16 protein-coding genes and 1 pseudogene are annotated in these 17,981 nt (G+C 66.8%); 6 read left to right on the top strand and 11 right to left on the bottom strand.

Features of this window, described 5'->3' with window-relative positions:
* Positions 1-251: 251 nt before the first annotated feature.
* On the top strand, positions 252-1,091 hold the full coding sequence (locus tag ACFRIC_RS39700) for an RNA polymerase sigma factor SigF (protein WP_382796660.1): 840 nt from the start codon (positions 252-254) through the stop codon (positions 1,089-1,091).
* Between the two features lie 1,205 nt (positions 1,092-2,296).
* Here the strand turns inward: ACFRIC_RS39700 and ACFRIC_RS39705 are convergent.
* The 5 genes from ACFRIC_RS39705 to ACFRIC_RS39725 form a co-directional block, all read right to left on the bottom strand.
* Positions 2,297-2,842 (bottom strand): DUF6328 family protein, encoded by a 546-nt coding sequence (locus ACFRIC_RS39705; protein ID WP_382796662.1) that lies wholly within the window; start codon positions 2,840-2,842, stop codon positions 2,297-2,299.
* 419 nt (positions 2,843-3,261) lie between these two features.
* Entirely contained in the window at positions 3,262-3,477 is a 216-nt protein-coding gene (locus tag ACFRIC_RS39710; RefSeq protein WP_382796664.1) for a DUF6417 family protein, read from the bottom strand.
* A 178-nt stretch (positions 3,478-3,655) separates the two neighbouring features.
* Positions 3,656-4,066: a hypothetical protein gene (locus ACFRIC_RS39715; protein ID WP_382796666.1), complete on the bottom strand. Its 411-nt coding sequence runs from the start codon at positions 4,064-4,066 to the stop codon at positions 3,656-3,658.
* A gap of 61 nt (positions 4,067-4,127) precedes the next feature.
* Positions 4,128-4,481 (bottom strand): HNH/endonuclease VII fold putative polymorphic toxin, encoded by a 354-nt coding sequence (locus tag ACFRIC_RS39720; RefSeq protein ID WP_382796668.1) that lies wholly within the window; start codon positions 4,479-4,481, stop codon positions 4,128-4,130.
* A gap of 683 nt (positions 4,482-5,164) precedes the next feature.
* Complete coding sequence (locus ACFRIC_RS39725; protein WP_382796669.1) at positions 5,165-5,332, bottom strand: hypothetical protein; 168 nt, start codon at positions 5,330-5,332, stop codon at positions 5,165-5,167.
* Positions 5,333-5,833: 501 nt separating this feature from the next.
* On the opposite strand from ACFRIC_RS39725, the gene ACFRIC_RS39730 reads away from it, so the two are divergent.
* From ACFRIC_RS39730 to ACFRIC_RS39740, 3 genes are all read left to right on the top strand, one after another.
* Positions 5,834-7,039 carry an IS256 family transposase gene (locus ACFRIC_RS39730; protein WP_382796792.1) on the top strand — a complete coding sequence of 402 codons (1,206 nt, stop codon included), beginning with the start codon at positions 5,834-5,836 and terminating at the stop codon, positions 7,037-7,039.
* Positions 7,040-7,198: 159 nt separating this feature from the next.
* Positions 7,199-8,016 (top strand): IS5 family transposase gene (locus ACFRIC_RS39735; RefSeq protein ID WP_382796671.1). Its coding sequence is split into 2 segments (ribosomal slippage): positions 7,199-7,550 and positions 7,550-8,016, totalling 819 coding nucleotides; the frame shifts between segments, so codons are not numbered across the junction.
* Positions 8,017-8,933: 917 nt separating this feature from the next.
* Positions 8,934-9,179, top strand: coding sequence for a DUF2630 family protein (locus ACFRIC_RS39740; protein ID WP_382796673.1), 246 nt, complete (start codon positions 8,934-8,936; stop codon positions 9,177-9,179).
* A 784-nt stretch (positions 9,180-9,963) separates the two neighbouring features.
* On the opposite strand, the gene ACFRIC_RS39745 is transcribed toward ACFRIC_RS39740, so the two are convergent.
* Complete coding sequence (locus ACFRIC_RS39745) at positions 9,964-10,464, bottom strand: SMI1/KNR4 family protein (RefSeq protein WP_382796675.1); 501 nt, start codon at positions 10,462-10,464, stop codon at positions 9,964-9,966.
* Between the two features lie 69 nt (positions 10,465-10,533).
* Between ACFRIC_RS39745 and ACFRIC_RS39750 the strand changes: the two are divergent.
* Positions 10,534-10,800 (top strand): annotated as a pseudogene (locus ACFRIC_RS39750) (helix-turn-helix domain-containing protein); the annotation flags it as partial.
* 359 nt (positions 10,801-11,159) lie between these two features.
* Here ACFRIC_RS39750 and ACFRIC_RS39755 read toward each other — a convergent pair.
* Positions 11,160-11,336: a hypothetical protein gene (locus ACFRIC_RS39755; protein ID WP_382796676.1), complete on the bottom strand. Its 177-nt coding sequence runs from the start codon at positions 11,334-11,336 to the stop codon at positions 11,160-11,162.
* Between the two features lie 361 nt (positions 11,337-11,697).
* On the opposite strand from ACFRIC_RS39755, the gene ACFRIC_RS39760 reads away from it, so the two are divergent.
* The gene (locus ACFRIC_RS39760; RefSeq protein WP_382796678.1) at positions 11,698-12,675 is read left to right on the top strand and encodes an L-threonylcarbamoyladenylate synthase; all 978 of its coding nucleotides are present in this window, start codon (positions 11,698-11,700) and stop codon (positions 12,673-12,675) included.
* Positions 12,676-12,694: 19 nt separating this feature from the next.
* Here ACFRIC_RS39760 and ACFRIC_RS39765 read toward each other — a convergent pair whose 3' ends face one another.
* The 4 genes from ACFRIC_RS39765 to ACFRIC_RS39780 all read right to left on the bottom strand — a co-directional run bounded on the left by ACFRIC_RS39765 (position 12,695) and on the right by ACFRIC_RS39780 (position 17,315).
* Positions 12,695-13,336: a carbonic anhydrase gene (locus tag ACFRIC_RS39765; protein WP_382796680.1), complete on the bottom strand. Its 642-nt coding sequence runs from the start codon at positions 13,334-13,336 to the stop codon at positions 12,695-12,697.
* Positions 13,337-13,636: 300 nt separating this feature from the next.
* On the bottom strand, positions 13,637-14,341 hold the full coding sequence (locus ACFRIC_RS39770) for a GAF and ANTAR domain-containing protein (RefSeq protein ID WP_382796681.1): 705 nt from the start codon (positions 14,339-14,341) through the stop codon (positions 13,637-13,639).
* A 400-nt stretch (positions 14,342-14,741) separates the two neighbouring features.
* Positions 14,742-14,993 carry a hypothetical protein gene (locus ACFRIC_RS39775; RefSeq protein ID WP_382796683.1) on the bottom strand — a complete coding sequence of 84 codons (252 nt, stop codon included), beginning with the start codon at positions 14,991-14,993 and terminating at the stop codon, positions 14,742-14,744.
* A gap of 960 nt (positions 14,994-15,953) precedes the next feature.
* Complete coding sequence (locus ACFRIC_RS39780) at positions 15,954-17,315, bottom strand: helix-turn-helix domain-containing protein (protein ID WP_382796685.1); 1,362 nt, start codon at positions 17,313-17,315, stop codon at positions 15,954-15,956.
* Positions 17,316-17,981 lie beyond the last annotated feature (666 nt).

Genomic DNA, 17,981 nt, shown 5'->3' on the forward strand with positions numbered 1-17,981 from the left:
GGGCGCCACAAACCCCCCGCCCCCGGGGGGACTGTCCCCCCACCCACCACCCCCGCGGGGGGGCCCCCGGGCCCCCCCCCGCCCGCCCCCACTTCTCGTGCGCCAGAGACCGTCCGCCAAGTGGTCGCTCGGGCGCGCTGAGTCCGTTCTAAAATCTGCCGGCATGCATTGTTCGGACCCGGGTACACCGTCTGTCGCCGGCGTGCACGGAGCCGGCGATCAAGGGCTGGATCACGCAGGAGGGGCCTGATATGGCAGTGACGAAGACAGCAGAAGCACGCACCGAGGTGCTGCCCGAGATAGCGGACCCTTCCCAGATCGCCCCCAAGGATGCCCGGCAGTTGTCCCGGCTGTTCTTCGACCGGCTCGCCGTCCTGGAAGAGGGCACACCCGAGTACCAGTACGCCCGCAACACCCTCATCGAAATGAACATCACCCTCGTTCAGTACGCCGCGGGACGTTTCCGCAGCCGCGGCCAGGACGAGATGGAGGACATCGTCCAGGTCGGCACGATCGGACTGATCAAGGCCATCGACCGGTTCGAGCTGTCCCGCGAAGTCGAGTTCACCTCCTTCGCGGTCCCCTACATCGTCGGTGAGATCAAGCGCTTCTTCCGCGACACCTCCTGGGCCGTCCACGTCCCCCGACGCCTCCAGGAAGCCCGCGTCCAGCTCGCCAAAGCCACGGAAGAACTCCGCAGCAGGCTCGGGCGCACGCCCACCACCCATGAACTGTCCCAGCTGATGTCACTGTCGGAGCAGGACGTCATCGAGGCCCGAAAGGCCTCCAACGGCTACACATCAACCTCCCTCGATGCCGCCATCACGTCCAGCGAAGACGGCGAAACCGCACTAGCCGACTTCATCGGAGTGGACGACAACGCCCTCGAACTGGTGGAGGACTTCCATGCCCTCACCCCGATGATCGCCCAGCTCGACGACCGCGAACGCCGCATCATCCACATGCGGTTCGTCGATGAACTCACCCAGGCCCAGATCGGCGAACACCTCTGCATCTCCCAGATGCACGTCTCCCGCCTCCTCAACCGCACCCTCGCCAAGCTCCGCGAAGGCATGCTCGCCACCCACTGAGCCCACTCGTTCGCCACACACACCGGCGGCGCCCCCACGGTTCGACGTGGGCAGCGCCGCCGCGTCGTTCATCGGTGGAGCCCGGCGCCCGACACAAACCCTCCCCTCATGTGGCTGGGCAACCCCCACCGCGAAGTCAGTAGCCGACGTTCTCAAGGCAGTCGCTGCCAGCAGGGTCGTGGCATGCCTGTCGCCGGCGGATGTCGTTTCGCGAGAGATCGCGCGCTGCGAGCGATCCTGTCGCGCGGCTGCTGAGAATTCGGCTTCCGCTGCCCGGTGGCGGCGGCCATGCCAAGTTCCCCATATGCAGCCATTTAGCGCCCCGTTGGCGGCCTCGAGGTTCCCCGCGCGCGGCTGGTCAGGACTTCCCCGCCTGCTTCGGGAAAGTCCGCTCTGGGCGGCTCAGGGCGGGTAAGGAAGAGCAGGGAGATCCTTCAGGCGTATGACCTGACAGGCGGTTACCGCGCCACGACGGAGTTGGCCGGGTGTGCAAGCCGGCAAACCCTGAGCGCAGGGAGAGCAGCCATCTGGCGGGCGAGCCAGACCTCGAGGGTCTGAAGGAGGTCGTCCTCGAGGAACCGTGGGCGGTGAGGAACCCACGCAGCAGGTGGGCTGCAAGGCTTTTGCCCGAGAGCTGCTGGAGCACGCCGGCCGGCACGGGTCCGCCGGGGGTGACCTGGATGGCCAGCAGGATCCGCTGGACCCGCCGGGCGCGGGTCAGCGTCGAGCGCGTCCAGCCGTGCAGGTCCCCCAGCGGGCCGGCTCTGCCTCCAGCCGGCGGGACGTACCAGATCGAGCGGCACACCAGTGGAGGCTGTCACCAGGCGCGGCGGGCTCGAACAGGACCGGCTGCCGGTGATCATGTGGCGCCGGAACAGCCGGCGGCACGGCGACAGGCTCCGCGCTCCCCTCCGTCCCGGCCCTGCCACCCACACCCGCGCAGGCGGAACGGCGTTCCTGGGGGCGGGTGTTGGCCAGGGACAGCCGCACCCAGGTGCGCCAAGGCGCATTGGCTGTCACCATCGGTATCCGCTGGCCTGCGACTTCGACCGGCAAAGCACGTTGGCTGTCACCAGATCGGCGCGCTTCTGTCACCAGTAGCGCTCGAAGCATGGTGGGTGTCACCGGCTCCTGACCTCGGGTTCCTGCACAGCGACTCCAGGACGGGGCTCACACTTCAAGCCGTCGGCGGCGGCCGTGTCCCGTCAGCCGGCGGGCTCCTCCGGCACCGTGCTGTACCGGTGCCGTGCCCAAAGCGGCAGCGCGACCCAGCACGCGAGGTACCAGGCCACCACCGTGCCCACCAGCCAGGGTACGAAGCCGTCGTGCGTGGCCACCCGGAGGATCAGGAACAGGGCGGAGGTGAGCGTGGCGACCAGCAGCGCCAGGCCGAGGAAGATGAGCCGCGCCGCCCAGCGCACCGCCTGCGCCTTGATGCTGCGGCCGGAGATCAGCCGGTGGAAGGGGACGGGCGCGATGAGGGCGCCTGTCGCCGTCGCGCCGAGGACGACCGTCGTGATGTAGATGAACCGGTCCGCGTGCGACAGGTGCCCGAAGGCCGGGGTGAACGCCACGCTCAGCAGGAAGCCGAAGAGGATCTGGACACCGGTCTGTGCGACCCGGATCTCCTGCATCAGTTCGTTCCACTGCCGGTCGGCCCGCTCGGCCTCGGACTCCTCCCGCTGCGCCTCCTGGGCACCCTCCGCCTGACTCGCCGCCGGTCTCGCTTCTGCGACCCCGCTGTCCGCCACGACCCCTCCCGGTGTGTTCGTCCGTATGGGCGAGCGGATACCCCCATTCGCCGCCAACGTGCACCCCGAATTGGCTTTTCCTTGACCTCGCGTTGAGCGGCGCCATACATGGAACTACGCGTTCACGGCGTGCACCAATGCTGCGATGTTCTCCTGTCGTGCGTTGAGGTGGTCGCACGGACAGAAAAGTGTCCGGCTTACCGGACATGCGGCCGCACCGGCTCCGTGTGGCGTGTGGTGCGGGGCGGGCAGATCCCGGCCACGTGTGTGCGCCGGATCCGAGCATGCCGGTCATCTCCAGACCAGCGGCGGGCTTCGGCAGCTCGGGTTACGTCCGCGATCCCTTGGTTCGCTGGCGCCGCGCGCTCGCTGCCGGCCCGGGTGCAGTGTGCAAGGCCTCAAGCCGGGCGGTGCGACGGTCAGTTCTCTGACGGGATCCGAGCGGCGATCTCCCGAGCCAGCCGGTCCGCTTGCGGAGAAAGGGGATGACTGTCTTGCGCGATCGTCAGCAGGAGCTGGAGCAGGGCGCGTGCTTCCTGCAGCGTTAGCAAGGCGAGCCGCTCGGTGGCGTCGTCCATCGGTGCAAAGTCGATCTCGTCGACGTGGAGGTGACGTAGTTGTCCTGCCGGGGCCAACTCCCCTGCCCGTGCTTGCGTTACGGGCTGGCTCTGCCTGCGCTCAGCCAGGAGTGTGCGGTGAGGCAGGCAGAACTCATTCGGTAGCCCGTACTCGGCTCAGGTCATGCTTAGGGACTCCGCCGTTCGTTGCGCCGAGTGGACGGAAACTCGTAGTTCATGAACTGCGGCGCCGATGTCACTGGACCTCTTCGCTGAGCACCCAGTAGTCGTCTCCTTCATCCATGACAGAACAGACCACCCTGCCGTTTCCGGACATGGCAACAAACTCAATTGACCCATTTTCGGAGAGCAGACGGCCGGGTAGATTCGCGCCGATCAGATCCTTCACACACAACCATCCCACATCGTCGATTTCATCACCGGCCAGTAGTACGAAAAACTTCCCGCCCGCCCCGAACAGCCCTGCACGTTCTGCCACACGACACCATTCTTCGCCAATTTCCTCCACCGCATTTAGCGAAGATTTCTTGACAGAGGCCACCGGTTGTGAATATGCACTCTCCATGAGCTGAAGAGATTCGAGCGCAGTGAATTTTACTGATGGAATTTCATCGACAAATAGCTGAAGACCGACCGAATCAAGCACTGCTCGTACACGACTTGACGGTAGCTTCATGGATTTACCGTTTCCCTGAGCGTTTTCCGGATCAGCCCCATGTTCCCCAACCATTCACATAGAAGAAGTGGTGATCGCCGCCGGGTTTGTTCATCTTCCCGTACCTCGCATAGTCCTTGTAGCGCCGCCCCACACCTGGCGAATTTTCCCATCCAAAGTTTACGCCAGTCCTGCTCGGAACGACCTTAGGCTGCCCCGCATGAAAATGCGTTCCGGCCCTGTCGAAGGTGTGCTCAACGATGACCCTCGACCCGTTCACGGTTTCAAACTGCCGAAAACGGCCCCAGTGAGTCGGGTTGCTTGAGTAAAAATATCCGGGCACATGAGAAAGCTTGACGTTTCCTGTGACAATCCATTCGGCATCAGGCAAAGTCCCGTACGGCACACCAGCCAGGTCAAACGCTGCTGCTTCCGCATCCTCCCGGAGTGCGAAGGGGTTACCTTATCTCCCCCTTCGGCAGCAATGCTGGATCACCTGTACGGGCGGCACCGGGCCCGAAGCCCCTTGGAACTGTCGAAGGCTTGCCGAAGAGGCCTTTGCCCCACCGCCAGGCCGGTCCTATCAGACTCCCGAGTCCGCCCGTGAGGCCGCCGACGAGGAGGTCGAGGGGGGGGGTGGGCTGGCATTGAGCGGTGTTGATAGCCCAGGTGAAGCCCATGCCGATCGCAGCGTCGGTGACCGCAGTGACCGCAAGAGCTCGTCCGCCTTGCAAACCGAGTTGCGTCGCCAGGCTTGCGCCGGCCGGGGCGAGGAATCCGCCAGCTGCGCCGACGGCCATTCCCTCGCCGGTGGCGGCGGCGAAGTCACCCCAGTCGAAGTCGTCCCGGTGCGTGAATGCGTAGACACCGCCGCTGACTACGCCGCCGATGGCTGCGCCGATGCACATCGGGCAGTTACCGGAGAGGTTGACAGGATCGTTGTCGGCGTAGTTGTAGGCCGCCTTGGTTGGGGCTGTCGGCGTCCGCGGCCACGGGGTCTTGGGTGGTGAAGCGGCGCTGGGTGCTGTCGTAGGATCGGGCTCGGAGTTGGAGGCGGTCGGGCAGGGACTGGTCTTTGTACTGGCCGGTCTAGCCGAAGGTGCTGGCCTGGCCGCCGGTGATGGTGGCGCTGCCGGTGGGGGTGCCCCAGGCGCTGTAGGTGTAGTGGTAGTTGTCGGCGCCTGCCGCGTCGTATACGGCGCTGACGGAGTTCTGGCGATCCTGGGTGAAGTAGTGGGTCCCGGCGGTGCGGTCCATGGATCGGGCCGTGCCGTTCCGTGGGAGACCGACGTGCTCACCGTGGACGGCTGGTGGCGGGAGAGCGACGGAGGCGCCCTTCACGCGTACTGCGACCCGGACTCGTGTCCTCACGAACCCTCCGGGCCACCTGTCTGGCCTGGCAGCGAGGCACACCTGTCGCAGCTGCCTCACGACACGATCCTTGTACGAGTGCACTGCCACTGCTGACGCCCCACAACAGCTGTGCCAGAGGGCCGGTTCTCGTGAACAGAGCCAGGCTCTGCAGGCCCGGGTCGCACCCTCCCTTCAGCAATACCCGTCACCCGTCTGGCCTGCCGGTATCGCGGCGCTGGGCGTTCAAGGCAAGGCTGATCGGGAGTGTAAATCTAACGGCGGATCCGACGATCATGGGAGAGACGTCAAGTGACTGACACCGCCGTGGAGTTGGAGACCGTGGAGCCTGTCGAGAGTGCCCTGTTGGGGCAGCCTGAGCCCGTGTCCGACGAGCAGCTGGTCGCGATGCTGGTGGAACGGGCCCGGTCGGAGGGACTGCAGCTGACCGGGCAGGGCGGGCTGCTGCAGCAGCTGACCAAGCGGGTCCTGGAATCGGCCCTGGAAGGTGAGATCACCGATCACCTCGGCTACGAGAAGCACGATGCCGGCGGCCGGGGCAGCGGCAACTCCCGCAACGGGAGCCGGGCCAAGACGGTGCTGACCGACGTCGGGCCGGTCGAGGTCAAGGTCCCGCGTGACACCTCGGGCACGTTCGAGCCGCAGATCGTCAAGAAGCGGCAGCGGCGGCTGACGGGCGTGGACGAGATGGTCCTGTCGCTCTCGGCGAAGGGCCTCACCCATGGGGAGATCGCCGCTCACCTGGCCGAGGTCTACGGGGCGGAGGTGTCCAAGCAGACCATCTCCACCATCACCGACAAGGTCATGGACGGCATGGCGGAATGGCAGAGCCGTCCTCTCGACCGTGTTTACCCCGTTTTGTTCGTCGATGCCATCAACGTCAAGATCAGGGACGGGAAGGTCGCGAACCGTCCCATCTACGTGGTGATGGCGGTGACCGTGGACGGCACCCGCGACATCCTCGGCATCTGGGCCGGCGACGGCGGCGAGGGCGCGAAGTACTGGCTGCACGTGTTCACGGAGCTGAAGAACCGCGGCCTGGACGACGTGCTGATGCTGGTCTGCGACGGGCTCAAGGGCCTTCCCGATGCGGTGGAGGCCGTCTGGCCTCGCACGATTGTCCAGACGTGTGTGGTTCACCTGCTGCGGAATTCGTTCCGTTACGCCGCCCGTCAGGACTGGGACAAGGTCGCAGGGGCCCTCAGGCCCGTCTACACCGCACCCGGCGAGGACGCGGCGACGGAGCGGTTCCTGGAGTTCCAGGAGGCATGGGGCCGGAAGTATCCGGCGATCGTGAAGCTGTGGTCGGACGCCTGGGCCGAGTTCGTGCCCTTCCTCTCCTTCGACGTCGAGATCCGCAAGGTCATCTGCAGCACGAACGCGATCGAAAGCGTCAACGCCCGCATCCGCAGGTCTGTCCGCGCCCGCGGCCACTTCCCCAACGAGGCCGCCGCCCTCAAGTGCATCTACATGGCGCTGATGAGCCTGGACCCGACGGGCAAGGGCCGCAAGCGGTGGACCATGCGCTGGAAAGCACCCCTGAACGCGTTCCAGATCGCCTTCGAGGGTCGCCTGACCCCGAGCAACAACTGACCACTCAACAACCAAGATCAGCCGTTAAATTGACACACCCGGCTGATCCTGATAGGCGGCCCGGAACGCCCCTCCAGTGCATCCCCGGGCCTCTCTTAGGGGTCCTAACAGAAGCTGTTGATCATGTGACTTTCGGGTTGGGTGGTCGTTGGTCCGGTCGTGGGGAAACGTCAGTCGCGGCCGTGGATCGTGTCGGATGAACTGTGCTCGCTCATCGAGCCGTTGCTTCCGGAGCCGGGTCCGAAGCTGGTGGAGGGCAGACCTCGGGTGCCGGACCGGCAGGCCTTGTGCGGGATCCTGTTTGTGCTGCATACCGGTATCCAATGGGAGTACTTGCCCCAGGAGTTGGGCTTCGGTTCGGGGATGACGTGCTGGCGGCGTCTTGCCGCGTGGAACGAAGCCGGCGTGTGGGATCAACTGCATCTGGTGCTGCTGAGGAAGCTGCGGGCCGCGAAGCAGCTGGACTGGTCGCGGGCGGTGATCGACCCCTCCCACGTGCGGGCCGCTCGACGGGGCCCAAAAGCGGGCCCAGCCCCGTCGACCGCGCACGACTGGGCAGCAAGCACCACGTCGTCACCGACGCCCAGGGCATCCCGCTCGCGGTGTCGCTGACCGGCGGAAACCGCAACGACGTCACCCAGTTGCTGCCCCTGATCGACAAGATCCCAGCCGTGGCGGGCGCCGTCGACCGGCCCAGACGCCGACCCGACGCGCTCCTCGCCGACCGCGCCTACGATCACGACAAGTACCGTCGGCTGCTCTGGGCCCGCGGCATCCGACCCGTGATCGCCGAACGAGGCGTCGGGCACGGCTCCGGCCTCGGCACCTTCCGATGGGTCGTGGAGCGCATCATCGCCTGGCTGCACGGGTTCCGACGACTGCGGATCCGCTGGGAGCGACGCGACGACATCCACGAAGCCTTCCTCGGCCTCGCCACCTGCCTGATCACCCACCGGCACGTCCAACGCCTTTGTTAGGACCTCTTAGCTTCGCTTTTATCCCTGCTCTCTGGTCGAGCACGGTTGGCTGCTAGGTAGCCGGGACATGGAACGGCCATCGCAAGGCCGGCTTGGCACCGTTCCGCAGGGGTTGGTACGACTGCCTGGCCCGGCGGGGGATGCGCTGTTCGAGCTGACCGACGCCCTGCTGGCAGCCGGCCGGTTCGACATCGAGCGCACCTTCCGGTTCGCCCGCCCGACCCTGAACTGGATCCTGCCCCGACCCCGCACTCCGGAGCAGGCCGACCGATGGACCTGGCTGGTCATCACCGCCTACACCCAACTCCGCCTTGCCCGACGACTGGTAGCCGACCAACGGCTGCCCTGGGAACAGCCGTTGCCGCAGACCCAGCTCACACACGGCCGCGTTTGCCGACGATTTCGTCACGTTCAGACAGCAGTGGGAACACCGGCCAAACTGCCACAACGCTGCGGACGCTCCACGGGTCGTCCACAAGGCACCCGACGAGGCCCAGCCACCCGCCATCCCGCAGTCAAAACAGCCCCAAGACCTACGATAAGACGCCGCAGGGATAAATGCGAAGCTAAGAGGTCCTGACAGAAGCTGTTGATCATGCGAGTTTCAGCTGGGGTGGTGGTTGGTCTGATCGTGGGGAAACGTCAGTCGCGACCGTGGGTAGTGTCGGATGAACTGTGGTCACTGATCGAGCCAATCGGCGGTCATGGACTTCCGAGACAGCCCATGCACTCGCCCAGCACCACCACCGCGAAACGGCGCTGGTGCCCCGGCGTAGCAGTCGGGGCAGGCGTCGCGGCGGTCGGGCGAGTAGGGGTGGCAGCCGAGCCGTGCAACCCGCCGCGAAGCCGTCTCTCTCGCTCGCCGAGACCTCGGGTTCTTCATAGAGTGGCCTGGAGCCCCGAGGAGGCGTACGGACATGGATCAAGAGCAGATCCTGAGCAGGATCACGGCGATGGTGGCCGACGAGCGACGGCTGCGTGACTCCGTGGCGGCGGGTGAGATCGACAGCTCCACGGAGCACGCGCGCCTCGCGGAGCTGGAGCGCGAGCTCGACCAGTGCTGGGACCTGCTGCGCCAGCGGCGCGCGAAGTCCGAGTTCGGCGAGAACCCGGATGAGGCGCAGCCGAGGTCGTCGTCGCAGGTCGAGGGCTATCTGGGCTGAGCTTCGGGCTCCCGGTCAGCCCGTCAGTCCGAGCACCGGACGGAGCCCGTCCGGGCGGTCTGCGACGGGCAGAAGGTCGACGGGTGCACCGCGCATCCAGCGTCGCCGCTCCGCGGTCTGCCTGCCGGTCGTCGCTGACCATCAGGGTGTCCTCGGGCGCGACACCAAGCGCAAGCGCGGAGCCGGCGATCGCGAAGAGCAGCGAATCCGGGATCGGTACGACTGCGACGGCTGCGAGGCGGCCCTCTCTCAGGAGTTCTCCGACGCGGTGCGCGTCTTCACCGAGAGCTGAAGACGGTCGTGCGGATGCTGACCCGAAGCGTGCAGGACGGAGTCCATGCTGAGGATCTCCCTCTCGTCTCGTCTGGGGTGGGTGGGCCCGGGGCAGTCGTCGAAGCCGATCAAGCAGAGCGGCTTTCCCAGGGCAGATCTACCTCGAAGGGCTTGGAGTTGAGCCAGCTTTACGGGCTCCTTTTCAAGGGCCGGCCGTCAGTCTTCGCAGGACCAGGCAGTGGCAAAGGCTCACTCGGCGAGGAGCACAGCGAGTGCATGGTGACGGTCGACGGCCGCTCCGCCGAGGCGGCCCAACTACGCCTCGGCATGGTCGCCGAGACCTGGCGCGAAGGACGCGCGGGCACGCGGCTGCGCGCCGCCCGGGTACTGACCCTGACGGGTGCCGCGACCGCGGCACTAGTGCCGCATCAAGCAACGTTCGCCCTGCTGGGACGCGGGCGGGAACTGTCCCACTGTTCGCGAGGTCAGCCGGGTGAGTCCCGGTGGCGCTTCAGTCGAAGTCGCTGGCGGAGGTGAGGCCCGCGACGAAGGATCCGAAGTCCGCGGCGAGGGTCAGCTCCACGCTGAAGTCAGCGTCGAACCATGCGACGGAAGGTTCCCCGTGTCGGCCGCAAGCCCGGTAGTCCAGCGCGATCCAGCAGGGACCGTCACCCGAGAGGAGCACGACAGGTGAGGGCAAACCCCATTCCTCGACGAGGTAGGGACTGTCGAGCAACGAGACCGTGTCTTCGCGGTGGCCGATGCCCATCACATGGTCGAACGGGACGTGGTCCTCGCTCCATGAGCTCGGCCTGTCTGTCCGGAAAGCGTTCCGAGCGTCTGTGACCTGGCCGCCGTTCTGAACGCGCAACAGATCAAGCAGCGAGCCAGGGAGCGTGACATCGAGCAGCCGCTCTGCGTCACGCACAGCCTGGTCGGTCAGTGACTGCTGCACCCCGTAGTTGCTGCCGGCATCCCAGAACGCGGGCTGCCCATCGTCAGAACGAGCCATGACTCGAATCGTAGGAGCTAAGGGCTGCGGTTGACCGCCCGAGGTGGCTCAGGCGTCCAGAATGATCACGTGGCTGAAAGACTGCGCGTGCTGGCGATCGATGACGACGAGGGGCGGCGCTTGCTGCGGATCGTTCGCCGGGGCACCGGGTCGGTGGTGACCTGGCGGCGGGCGCAGACGGTGCTGCTGTCCGCGCAGGGCATGCCGGTGGACAAGACCGCTGCGGTGACGTTCACCAGCGCGGACCGGGTTCGCGACGTGATCCACAACTTCAACGCGAACGGCTTCGACTCGCTCTATCCAAAGTACAAGGGCGGCCGTCCCAGAACCTTCACGTAGGAACCTCAGGAGAGGGCGCTGCGGACCAGTCCGCAGGCAGGCACACGCAAGCGGTGCCCTGTCGACAGGTGGAAGAGTGCCCGCGGGGCGACCATCTCGCGTAGCGCCGCGCCCTCGGGACGCCGACTCCGAACTGTCCGGCTGGGGGCGACGCCAGATGTGCTGCCGGGAGCATCGGTCTCCAGGATGTCCGTCCCGAACGGACAGAGTGAGAGCGACTCGACGGTTCATCGAGCCCCCTGAGTCATGTCCGCAAAGTCGCGCCTGTCAGACGACGTCTGGCGCGCTGGCTCTGTCTGCTTCGTGCTGTACGCGTAGAGACCGAGAGGAGTCAGAGCGGATCTCCCGGGCGCGTATCAGATGGAGACGGCGCCACGGACTGCGTCGTACGCCTTGTCGGCGACAGTCAGTGCGTCAGCTTTCCCCGTCCAGCGCTGGCTCTGGTTCTCGACGGCGATGAACACCGCGTTAGGGCGCTTGGCCTGATTGCATGCGGCGTTGAAGGCGTCGACCGTGGTGGCGTCGGTGACCAAGTCGGCGGGCACAGCCTGGGCAGCGACTGCATGAGGGGCACAGTTTCAGGCGGGGGCGGCGCGGAGTTGACGCCGGGCGTGTCCAGGCCGGCATGGTGGCGTTGGTGGGATGACGCGTGTGCAGGTCGTAAAAGCCTTCATGGACCTGTGCAGGCCGGCGACCCCGGTACCTGCCCGGCTCTCGGGGCCGCACCACGTTCGGTCCGATCTGTTTCGAGGCCTGCACAGATGTCGGTCCGGTCGACGGGGCCATCGGCCTGCGCGGCATCATGGAGGGCTGTGGGGCGCGCATGGGCTTCGTCGTCATGGGACGGCGAGATCAGGTACGTGGTGAACGGAACCGTGAGAGAGAAGTACAAGGGTGACGACAATAGCCACTGACATCGAGAGGGCAGCGGGTGTGCTGCGCGCGGGAGGCCTGGTGGCCTTGCCGACCGAGACCGTCTACGGTCTGGGCGCGAACGCCGAGGACCCCGTCGCCGTTGCGCGGATCTTCCAGGTCAAGGGCCGGCCGCCCTCTCACCCGCTGATCGTCCACATCGCCGCCGCTGACCAGCTGGATGACTGGGTCGAGGAGGTGCCCGCGACCGCGCGCCTGCTGGCCGAACACTTCTGGCCCGGGCCGCTGACCCTGGTCTTGCGTCGCGGCCACCGCGTGCCGCTCGAGGCGACTGGTGGTCTGGAGACGGTGGCCGTGCGTGTGCCCGACCACCCTGTGGCTCTCGCGCTGCTGTCGGCTTTCGGCGGCGGTGTCACGGCCCCGTCCGCCAACCGCTTCGGCTCGGTCAGCCCCACGACCGCGGACCACGTCCGGGCAGAGCTCGGTGACGCCGTCGATTTCGTCCTGGACGGCGGCTCCTGCCAGGTCGGCGTCGAGTCGACCATCGTCGACGTCACGGGCGAGATGCCGAGCATCCTCCGGCCAGGCGGGGTGACGCGTGAGGACCTCGAAGCGGTGCTGGGACACCCGGTCGCGGTCCCGGCTACGAGCGATGTCCGGGTGCCGGGCCAGCACCCGTCGCACTACGCGCCGCGTGCGCGGGTCCTCCTCGCCGAGCCGGAGAAAGTCGTCGCCGAAGCCGAGCTCGCCCAGGCAACGGGGCACCAGGTGGGCGTCCTGCTGCCCCCGTGCCTCGCCGACGCAGCGGTGAAGGCGCACGCCATGGTGGCCCTGCCCGATTCACTGGACGCCTACGCGCGCGGACTGTACGGGTTCCTGCGTGAACTCGACCGACAAGGGTGCGACCTCATCGTCGCGTCCCTGCCCGTGGAGGAGGGGCTGGGGCTGGCCGTCGCCAACCGGCTCCGCCGGGCAGCGGGGCCCCGGCCCTCCGCGTAAGTGCCCACGGCCGGCGCGGTCAGGATGCGGTGGGGACCGCCGCGTCGAGGCCGCGGGTGGCGACCAGTTGGGCGCTGCCGTCGGACAGGCGGTAGGACAGCCCCACCACGGCCAGGCGGCCCGCAGCGACCGCGTCGGCCAGGATACGGGAGCGTTCCAGCAGCAGGTCCACGGTGTGCTCGATGTGCTCGGCCAGGATCTCTTCGGCCGTGTCGCGTCCGGCGGCCCGGGCTGCCAGCACGCTCGGGGTCACCCGTTCGACAACGTCCCGGACAAAACCGCCCGGCGTCTGCCCGTTCTCCAGGGCGGAGCAAGCCGCCGCGACCGCGCCGCACGAGTCGTGGCCGAGGACAACGACCAGCGGCGCGCTGAGGACGCTCACGCCGAACTCTATGGACCCGAGGACTTCGGTACCGGCGACGTGCCCGGCAGTGCGGACCACGAACAGGTCGCCCAGGCCGCGGTCGAAGATGATCTCGGCGGCCAGCCGGGAGTCGGAGCACCCGAACAGCACGGCGAAAGGCTGCTGGGACGGTGCGATCTCAGTGCGGCGCGTCGCGTCCTGGTTCGGGTGCTCGGGAGTGCCTGAGACGAAGCGCTGGTTGCCAGCCATGAGCAGGTCGAAGGCTTCGCGGGGCGTCGGGGTGTGGATCTCGGTCATGGCCGCAGCCTACGAGGCGGCACCCGCCCTCGCAGCCATTGGTCCCGCGGGGCGCGGACGGTCTCAATGCGGAACCTCAGCGCGCAGCGCAGATGCCCAGCTCCGTATGGGTCTTCAACCGTCCCGTTCTCGTTCCCGACTCACGCCAGTGTCTGCCGCTCTCCGCTGTTCCCCGCCTGTTCTGGCACGGCCGTGGCACGGGTCGGGAGCTTGATCATGCGGTCGGATAGAAGCTCAGGGTCGATGGCGGTCGGGGCTGCATGTGGTGGTTGCTGTACTTCGCTGCTGTACAGCGAGTCCCTAGCTTCGACGGTCGTCGTGGTTGTGAAACGGGTGTTCGCCGGGTGGGATGCGCGGGACACCACCCGAGTCGCAGACCTGGCGGGCGACCTCACGAAGCTTGGTGTTGGTCTCTTGAGAGTAACGGCGCAGCACGTCAAACGCTTGGTCTTCGGTGAGGTCGTGTCGGCCCATAAGGATGCCCATGGCCTCACCGATGACGTGGCGGGTGCCAATGGCCTGCTCCATCTGGGCATGGGTACGGGCGCTCGAAAAGGCGATCGCCGCGTGGGAGGCAAGCAGCAGGCCGGCCTGTTCACTGTCCGCGGTGAAAGAGCCGGTCTTGCGTGAGTAAAAGTTCAGCGCACCGAATTCCTCGACATCGGTGAACAGCAGGAATCCCATCATGCTTCCCACGCCCAACTCGAACGCTCGTGGGGCGAACAGCGGCCAGCGCGGCCTCTCCTCCGTGATATCGGTGATCCGAAAGACCCGCTCCCCCTCCGCGCTGTGAGCCGTGTCGAAACACGGGCCTTGCCCCAGCTCCGCTTGGAGCCGATCGCTGTCGACCACCAGAGAATCGGTCGGCGCGAGAGTCTCCACCTCGTGGTCGTGCAGCACGAGGATGCCCGCCGCATCGCAGCCCTCGACCAGCTCCACAGCTGATTCCGTGATCCGCTGCAGGGTGGCGTCGAGCGAATCCTGTGCCAGGAGGTCCTGCGCCATCGCTGCTAGCTTCTGTCCGAACTGTCCCCAGTCCACTTCATCCTCCGCTTCGCATCGGGTCAGGACAAACCGATACCCACGTCGGACAGATTTAGGGTCGGATCTCTAGAAAACGGCACCCACGCTTGCGTCAGTGACGCCCGGCGGCAGCGATCGAACAAAACGTCTCAGCCTGAAGCGTCCAAGTACCCGCTAATCCATACAAGCACCTCGCATCGTCGCTCGCAGACCCGGCCTCTTTCGAGCTAATAAGGTGATGCCTGTCCGATCAGGGGCCCCTCAGTCGTGGGACGCGACCGACGAGCGTGCGAAGCCCCTGACTCACTGGATGCGAACTATGGGCCGGACGGTCTCTGAAGCTTCTACGGCTGGTCACCGAGACGCCAGCGGCCAGGAAAGGTCACTTGCGGTTCAAACGGTTGCTATACCTCACCGCTGTACTGCCCCCTCCCATGAGTAGGGCCACCAGTCCCGCCAGGCTAGGTAGTGCTGCGGGTAGCTGATCTGCGGGAACCTTGATCACGACAGCGATAGCGATCACTGCGATCCCCCAGTTGTGGAAGGGGATGACCTTCCGTCGCCCGTCGGGGCGTACGGCCCCTTCCTCCTCCTCGTCGATCGCCTGGGGTTCGGTAACCTTGGCCTTGGTCACTGGGTCTCCTCTGGACGCGATGACTACGGGCGGCTCCTGGGCAAACAGGCAGCCGCCCTTCTCGCTTCCAGCATGGCTTGCGGGAGTCTATGCATTTGTCAGCACTTTGCTGACAAGGAGCAGGCAGCATACTGATATGCAGTCACCCACTGACGAGCGTATGCGCAACCTTCTCCTGACCCTTGCCCATGCTGCGATAGAGGTGGCAGAGGACGCGGTAGCTGTTGCCGACCCGCTGCACGGACCGTCTTACGCCATCAACTACGGCTCAGGTATGGCTCATCGATCTGCTCGACTGGAAGCGCTCTCTTGCGCCGTCCTGCGCCAGGCTGGCATGTCATGGGACGCCATGGCCGGGCGCCTCGAGGTGTCCCGACAGTCGCTTCACCGGCGCCTTTCCTCACGGTGCGATGAAGAGACTGAGCACGCCCAGAAATATGCATGGCTGTATGAAGAGCAAATGCCAGACGAGCTAGAACGTCTACGGATGGCAGTATCGCGACTGAGTGACAGTCTTGGAGCCACCTTGGACGGCGCTCCGTCGGTCTGGGAAGAACGTCGCAAAACTCCTGGCTGGTGGTGGAAACCAGAACCAGAGAGATGAGGGTGCGGCGCCCGCGGTTCCGCTGACCCTGTCGGGTCGGCGTCTTCCTCACCAGCGGCGACGGCATCGAGATGGCGCTGGAGCCGGCCGCGTACCGGCCGCAGCGCGCCCGGGGCCCACCTGTCCGCGTCAGTCGTGGGCTGAAGCGGCACTCGGCCGGGCACCGTCACAGCGCGACAGGCGGCACCAGCCAGGACAACGACGGTGGCCCTGCCGGGGTCACGGCGCGACGGCCGGCCGGCCGGGGCCCGGGCTGGGTGTGCCGTGCGGTACGGGCAGGCGCATCGTCTGTGCCAGTTGGCGGTGTATGCGGTCGGCTTCACCGCGTACCTGGGCGGGGATGTCGCCGCGCTCGGCTATGAGGCGGCTGTAGATCGGGGTGTCCTGGAACACGGAGGGTCTGCTCGTTTCATCTCGGGGGCGGTATTGGGGGGCTTCAGAGCTGCGGGTCGAGGCCGAACTGGTTCATCACATCGGTGAACAGCTCCTGTGCGGTCTCTGGCAGGGCTTCGGCCTCGTCGAGCGGGGTCAGTGAGGCGGTGACGGGCTGGATCCGGCGGGGGTGGCGGGCGTGGTCGGGAACATCGGTGAAGCCGCCGAAACTGGTAATAACCGGGACCAGGGCTGGCGTCGGTGTCGTGGGAGAGGGAGTGAGGGCGGTGAGCGTCGCGGTCAGATGCAGCGCTGTCCACCCGCAGCCGACGGGCCAGGTTCCAGGCAGTGGTGGTCAGGTCGCGGCAGCAGGCGCCGATGAAGTTCTGGGACACCGCGACGCCCGCGTCGGGCAGGTCATCGGCGGCCAGGTTGCGTGCGGCGTGCCAGGAGGCGTTCGCGGCCAGCAGCACCGTCCCGTCGTGGTGCAGTTCGGCGTGGACCTCGCGGGCGCCCTGCAACAGCAGAGTGCTCAGAACCCAGCGGCGCAGTCCGGGCCGCGGATTGCCGGTGACGATCTCCAGACTGGCCAGGGGGCCGGGCCGCATCGGATCACCACCCTGGCAGCGGCCGGCCTGGGCCACGGCGGTGGCTTCCTCGCGGGTCAGACGCGGAGCGGTGCGCGGCAGCGGGCGCTCGGGGCGGGCCAGGGCGAAGAAGTAGGCGGCCGGCTCCCTTTGCTGGGCAGACACGGTCTCCTGAGCGTAGGCGAGCAGGTGGTGTGCTTCGTCCTCGGTGCGCTGAGCGCGGGTGAAGCGGTCGCGGTAGGCGCGTTCGAGTTGGTGTTCGGCCATCCAGGCGGTGTGGTCCCGGTCGCGGTAGGGGGCGACGGCGGCCTGCTGGTCCTTGTCCCGTGCGGCGGTGCCGTAGACGAGGTGGGGGGCCATGGGGCTGGCCGGGACGTCGGCGACCAGCACGCTGGTGGCGCCGTCGGCCGAGGTGAGGACCGTGAAGGTGAGGTCGGGCAGGTAGGGCTGGACGTGGTCGCGGACCCACTGGGCGTACTGCTCGATGTTCACCGCGCCCGGGTCGATGCCGACCAGTTCCCACGTGGTGTCCCGCACGCCGAAGATGATCAGGCCGCCGCGGGTGTTGGCCATCGCGGCAACGTCCTTGGCCAGTCCGTTCCAACGGCCCTCACGCGGGGGCTGCGGAAGCTGTTCCTTCCAGTCCAAGTCGTCGGACTCCGCCAGCCGGTCGGCGGCAGCCCTGGCGACCATGCCGAAATCCACGGGGCCGGGCGCAGCACCGAGGTGCTCATGCAGTCGTGTCCAGGAACCGGCCATGCCCGGCACCCTAGGGCCTGGCACTGACAACACCGGCCGGCCCAGGGGAAGGTGCATCGTCTCGGCTTGCCGTCGGCCGTGAACTGCCGAGAGTGGGCAGCTCCATCGAGGCGGTCCCCACGCTTGGCCGAAGCGTGTGCCGCAGCCGTCCCTGGGGTCCGGACATGCCTGCTCGCGTCTCTTACCCACCGCGGATCGTCCAGGACCTCATCGGGGTCCGGGATGGCGGCGTTCTCGTAGAACACGACCAGATCGTGATCACTGTAGGCGATGCCCAGGATCTGGTCCCAGCATGCACCGTGCACCCAGCCGAACTCCAAGGCGTTGGACTCGCAGACAGCGTTCGTCTTCAGCGCAGCAAGTGGGCGTATGAGAGGCGTCCAGCCTGGCTTCGAGGAGTCCTTCCAGACGTCGGGAGCGAGGGGCGACCACAATGGCCGAGGTGGCTCTCCCGACCCGTCGGCGTCTGTCACCGGATTTAGAAGATCGTCCTAGCGAGCGAGCGGGCAGCCCCGGCGAAAGGAATGCCGCTGTCTATCCCCGGAGGTGGCCGGACGGGCGATGTTGGGCGTGACTGGACGACTTGCAGGCGGTCGCCTTGACGTGGAGAGGCGACCGCCTGGTCCTGCCGTCGCTGGCCACAACGGCAGAGAGCCGCCCTCGCCA

Origin of the sequence: Streptomyces sp. NPDC056738 (assembly GCF_042790435.1) — a bacterium.
In the GTDB taxonomy this organism is placed as follows: Bacteria; Actinomycetota; Actinomycetes; order Streptomycetales; family Streptomycetaceae; genus Streptomyces.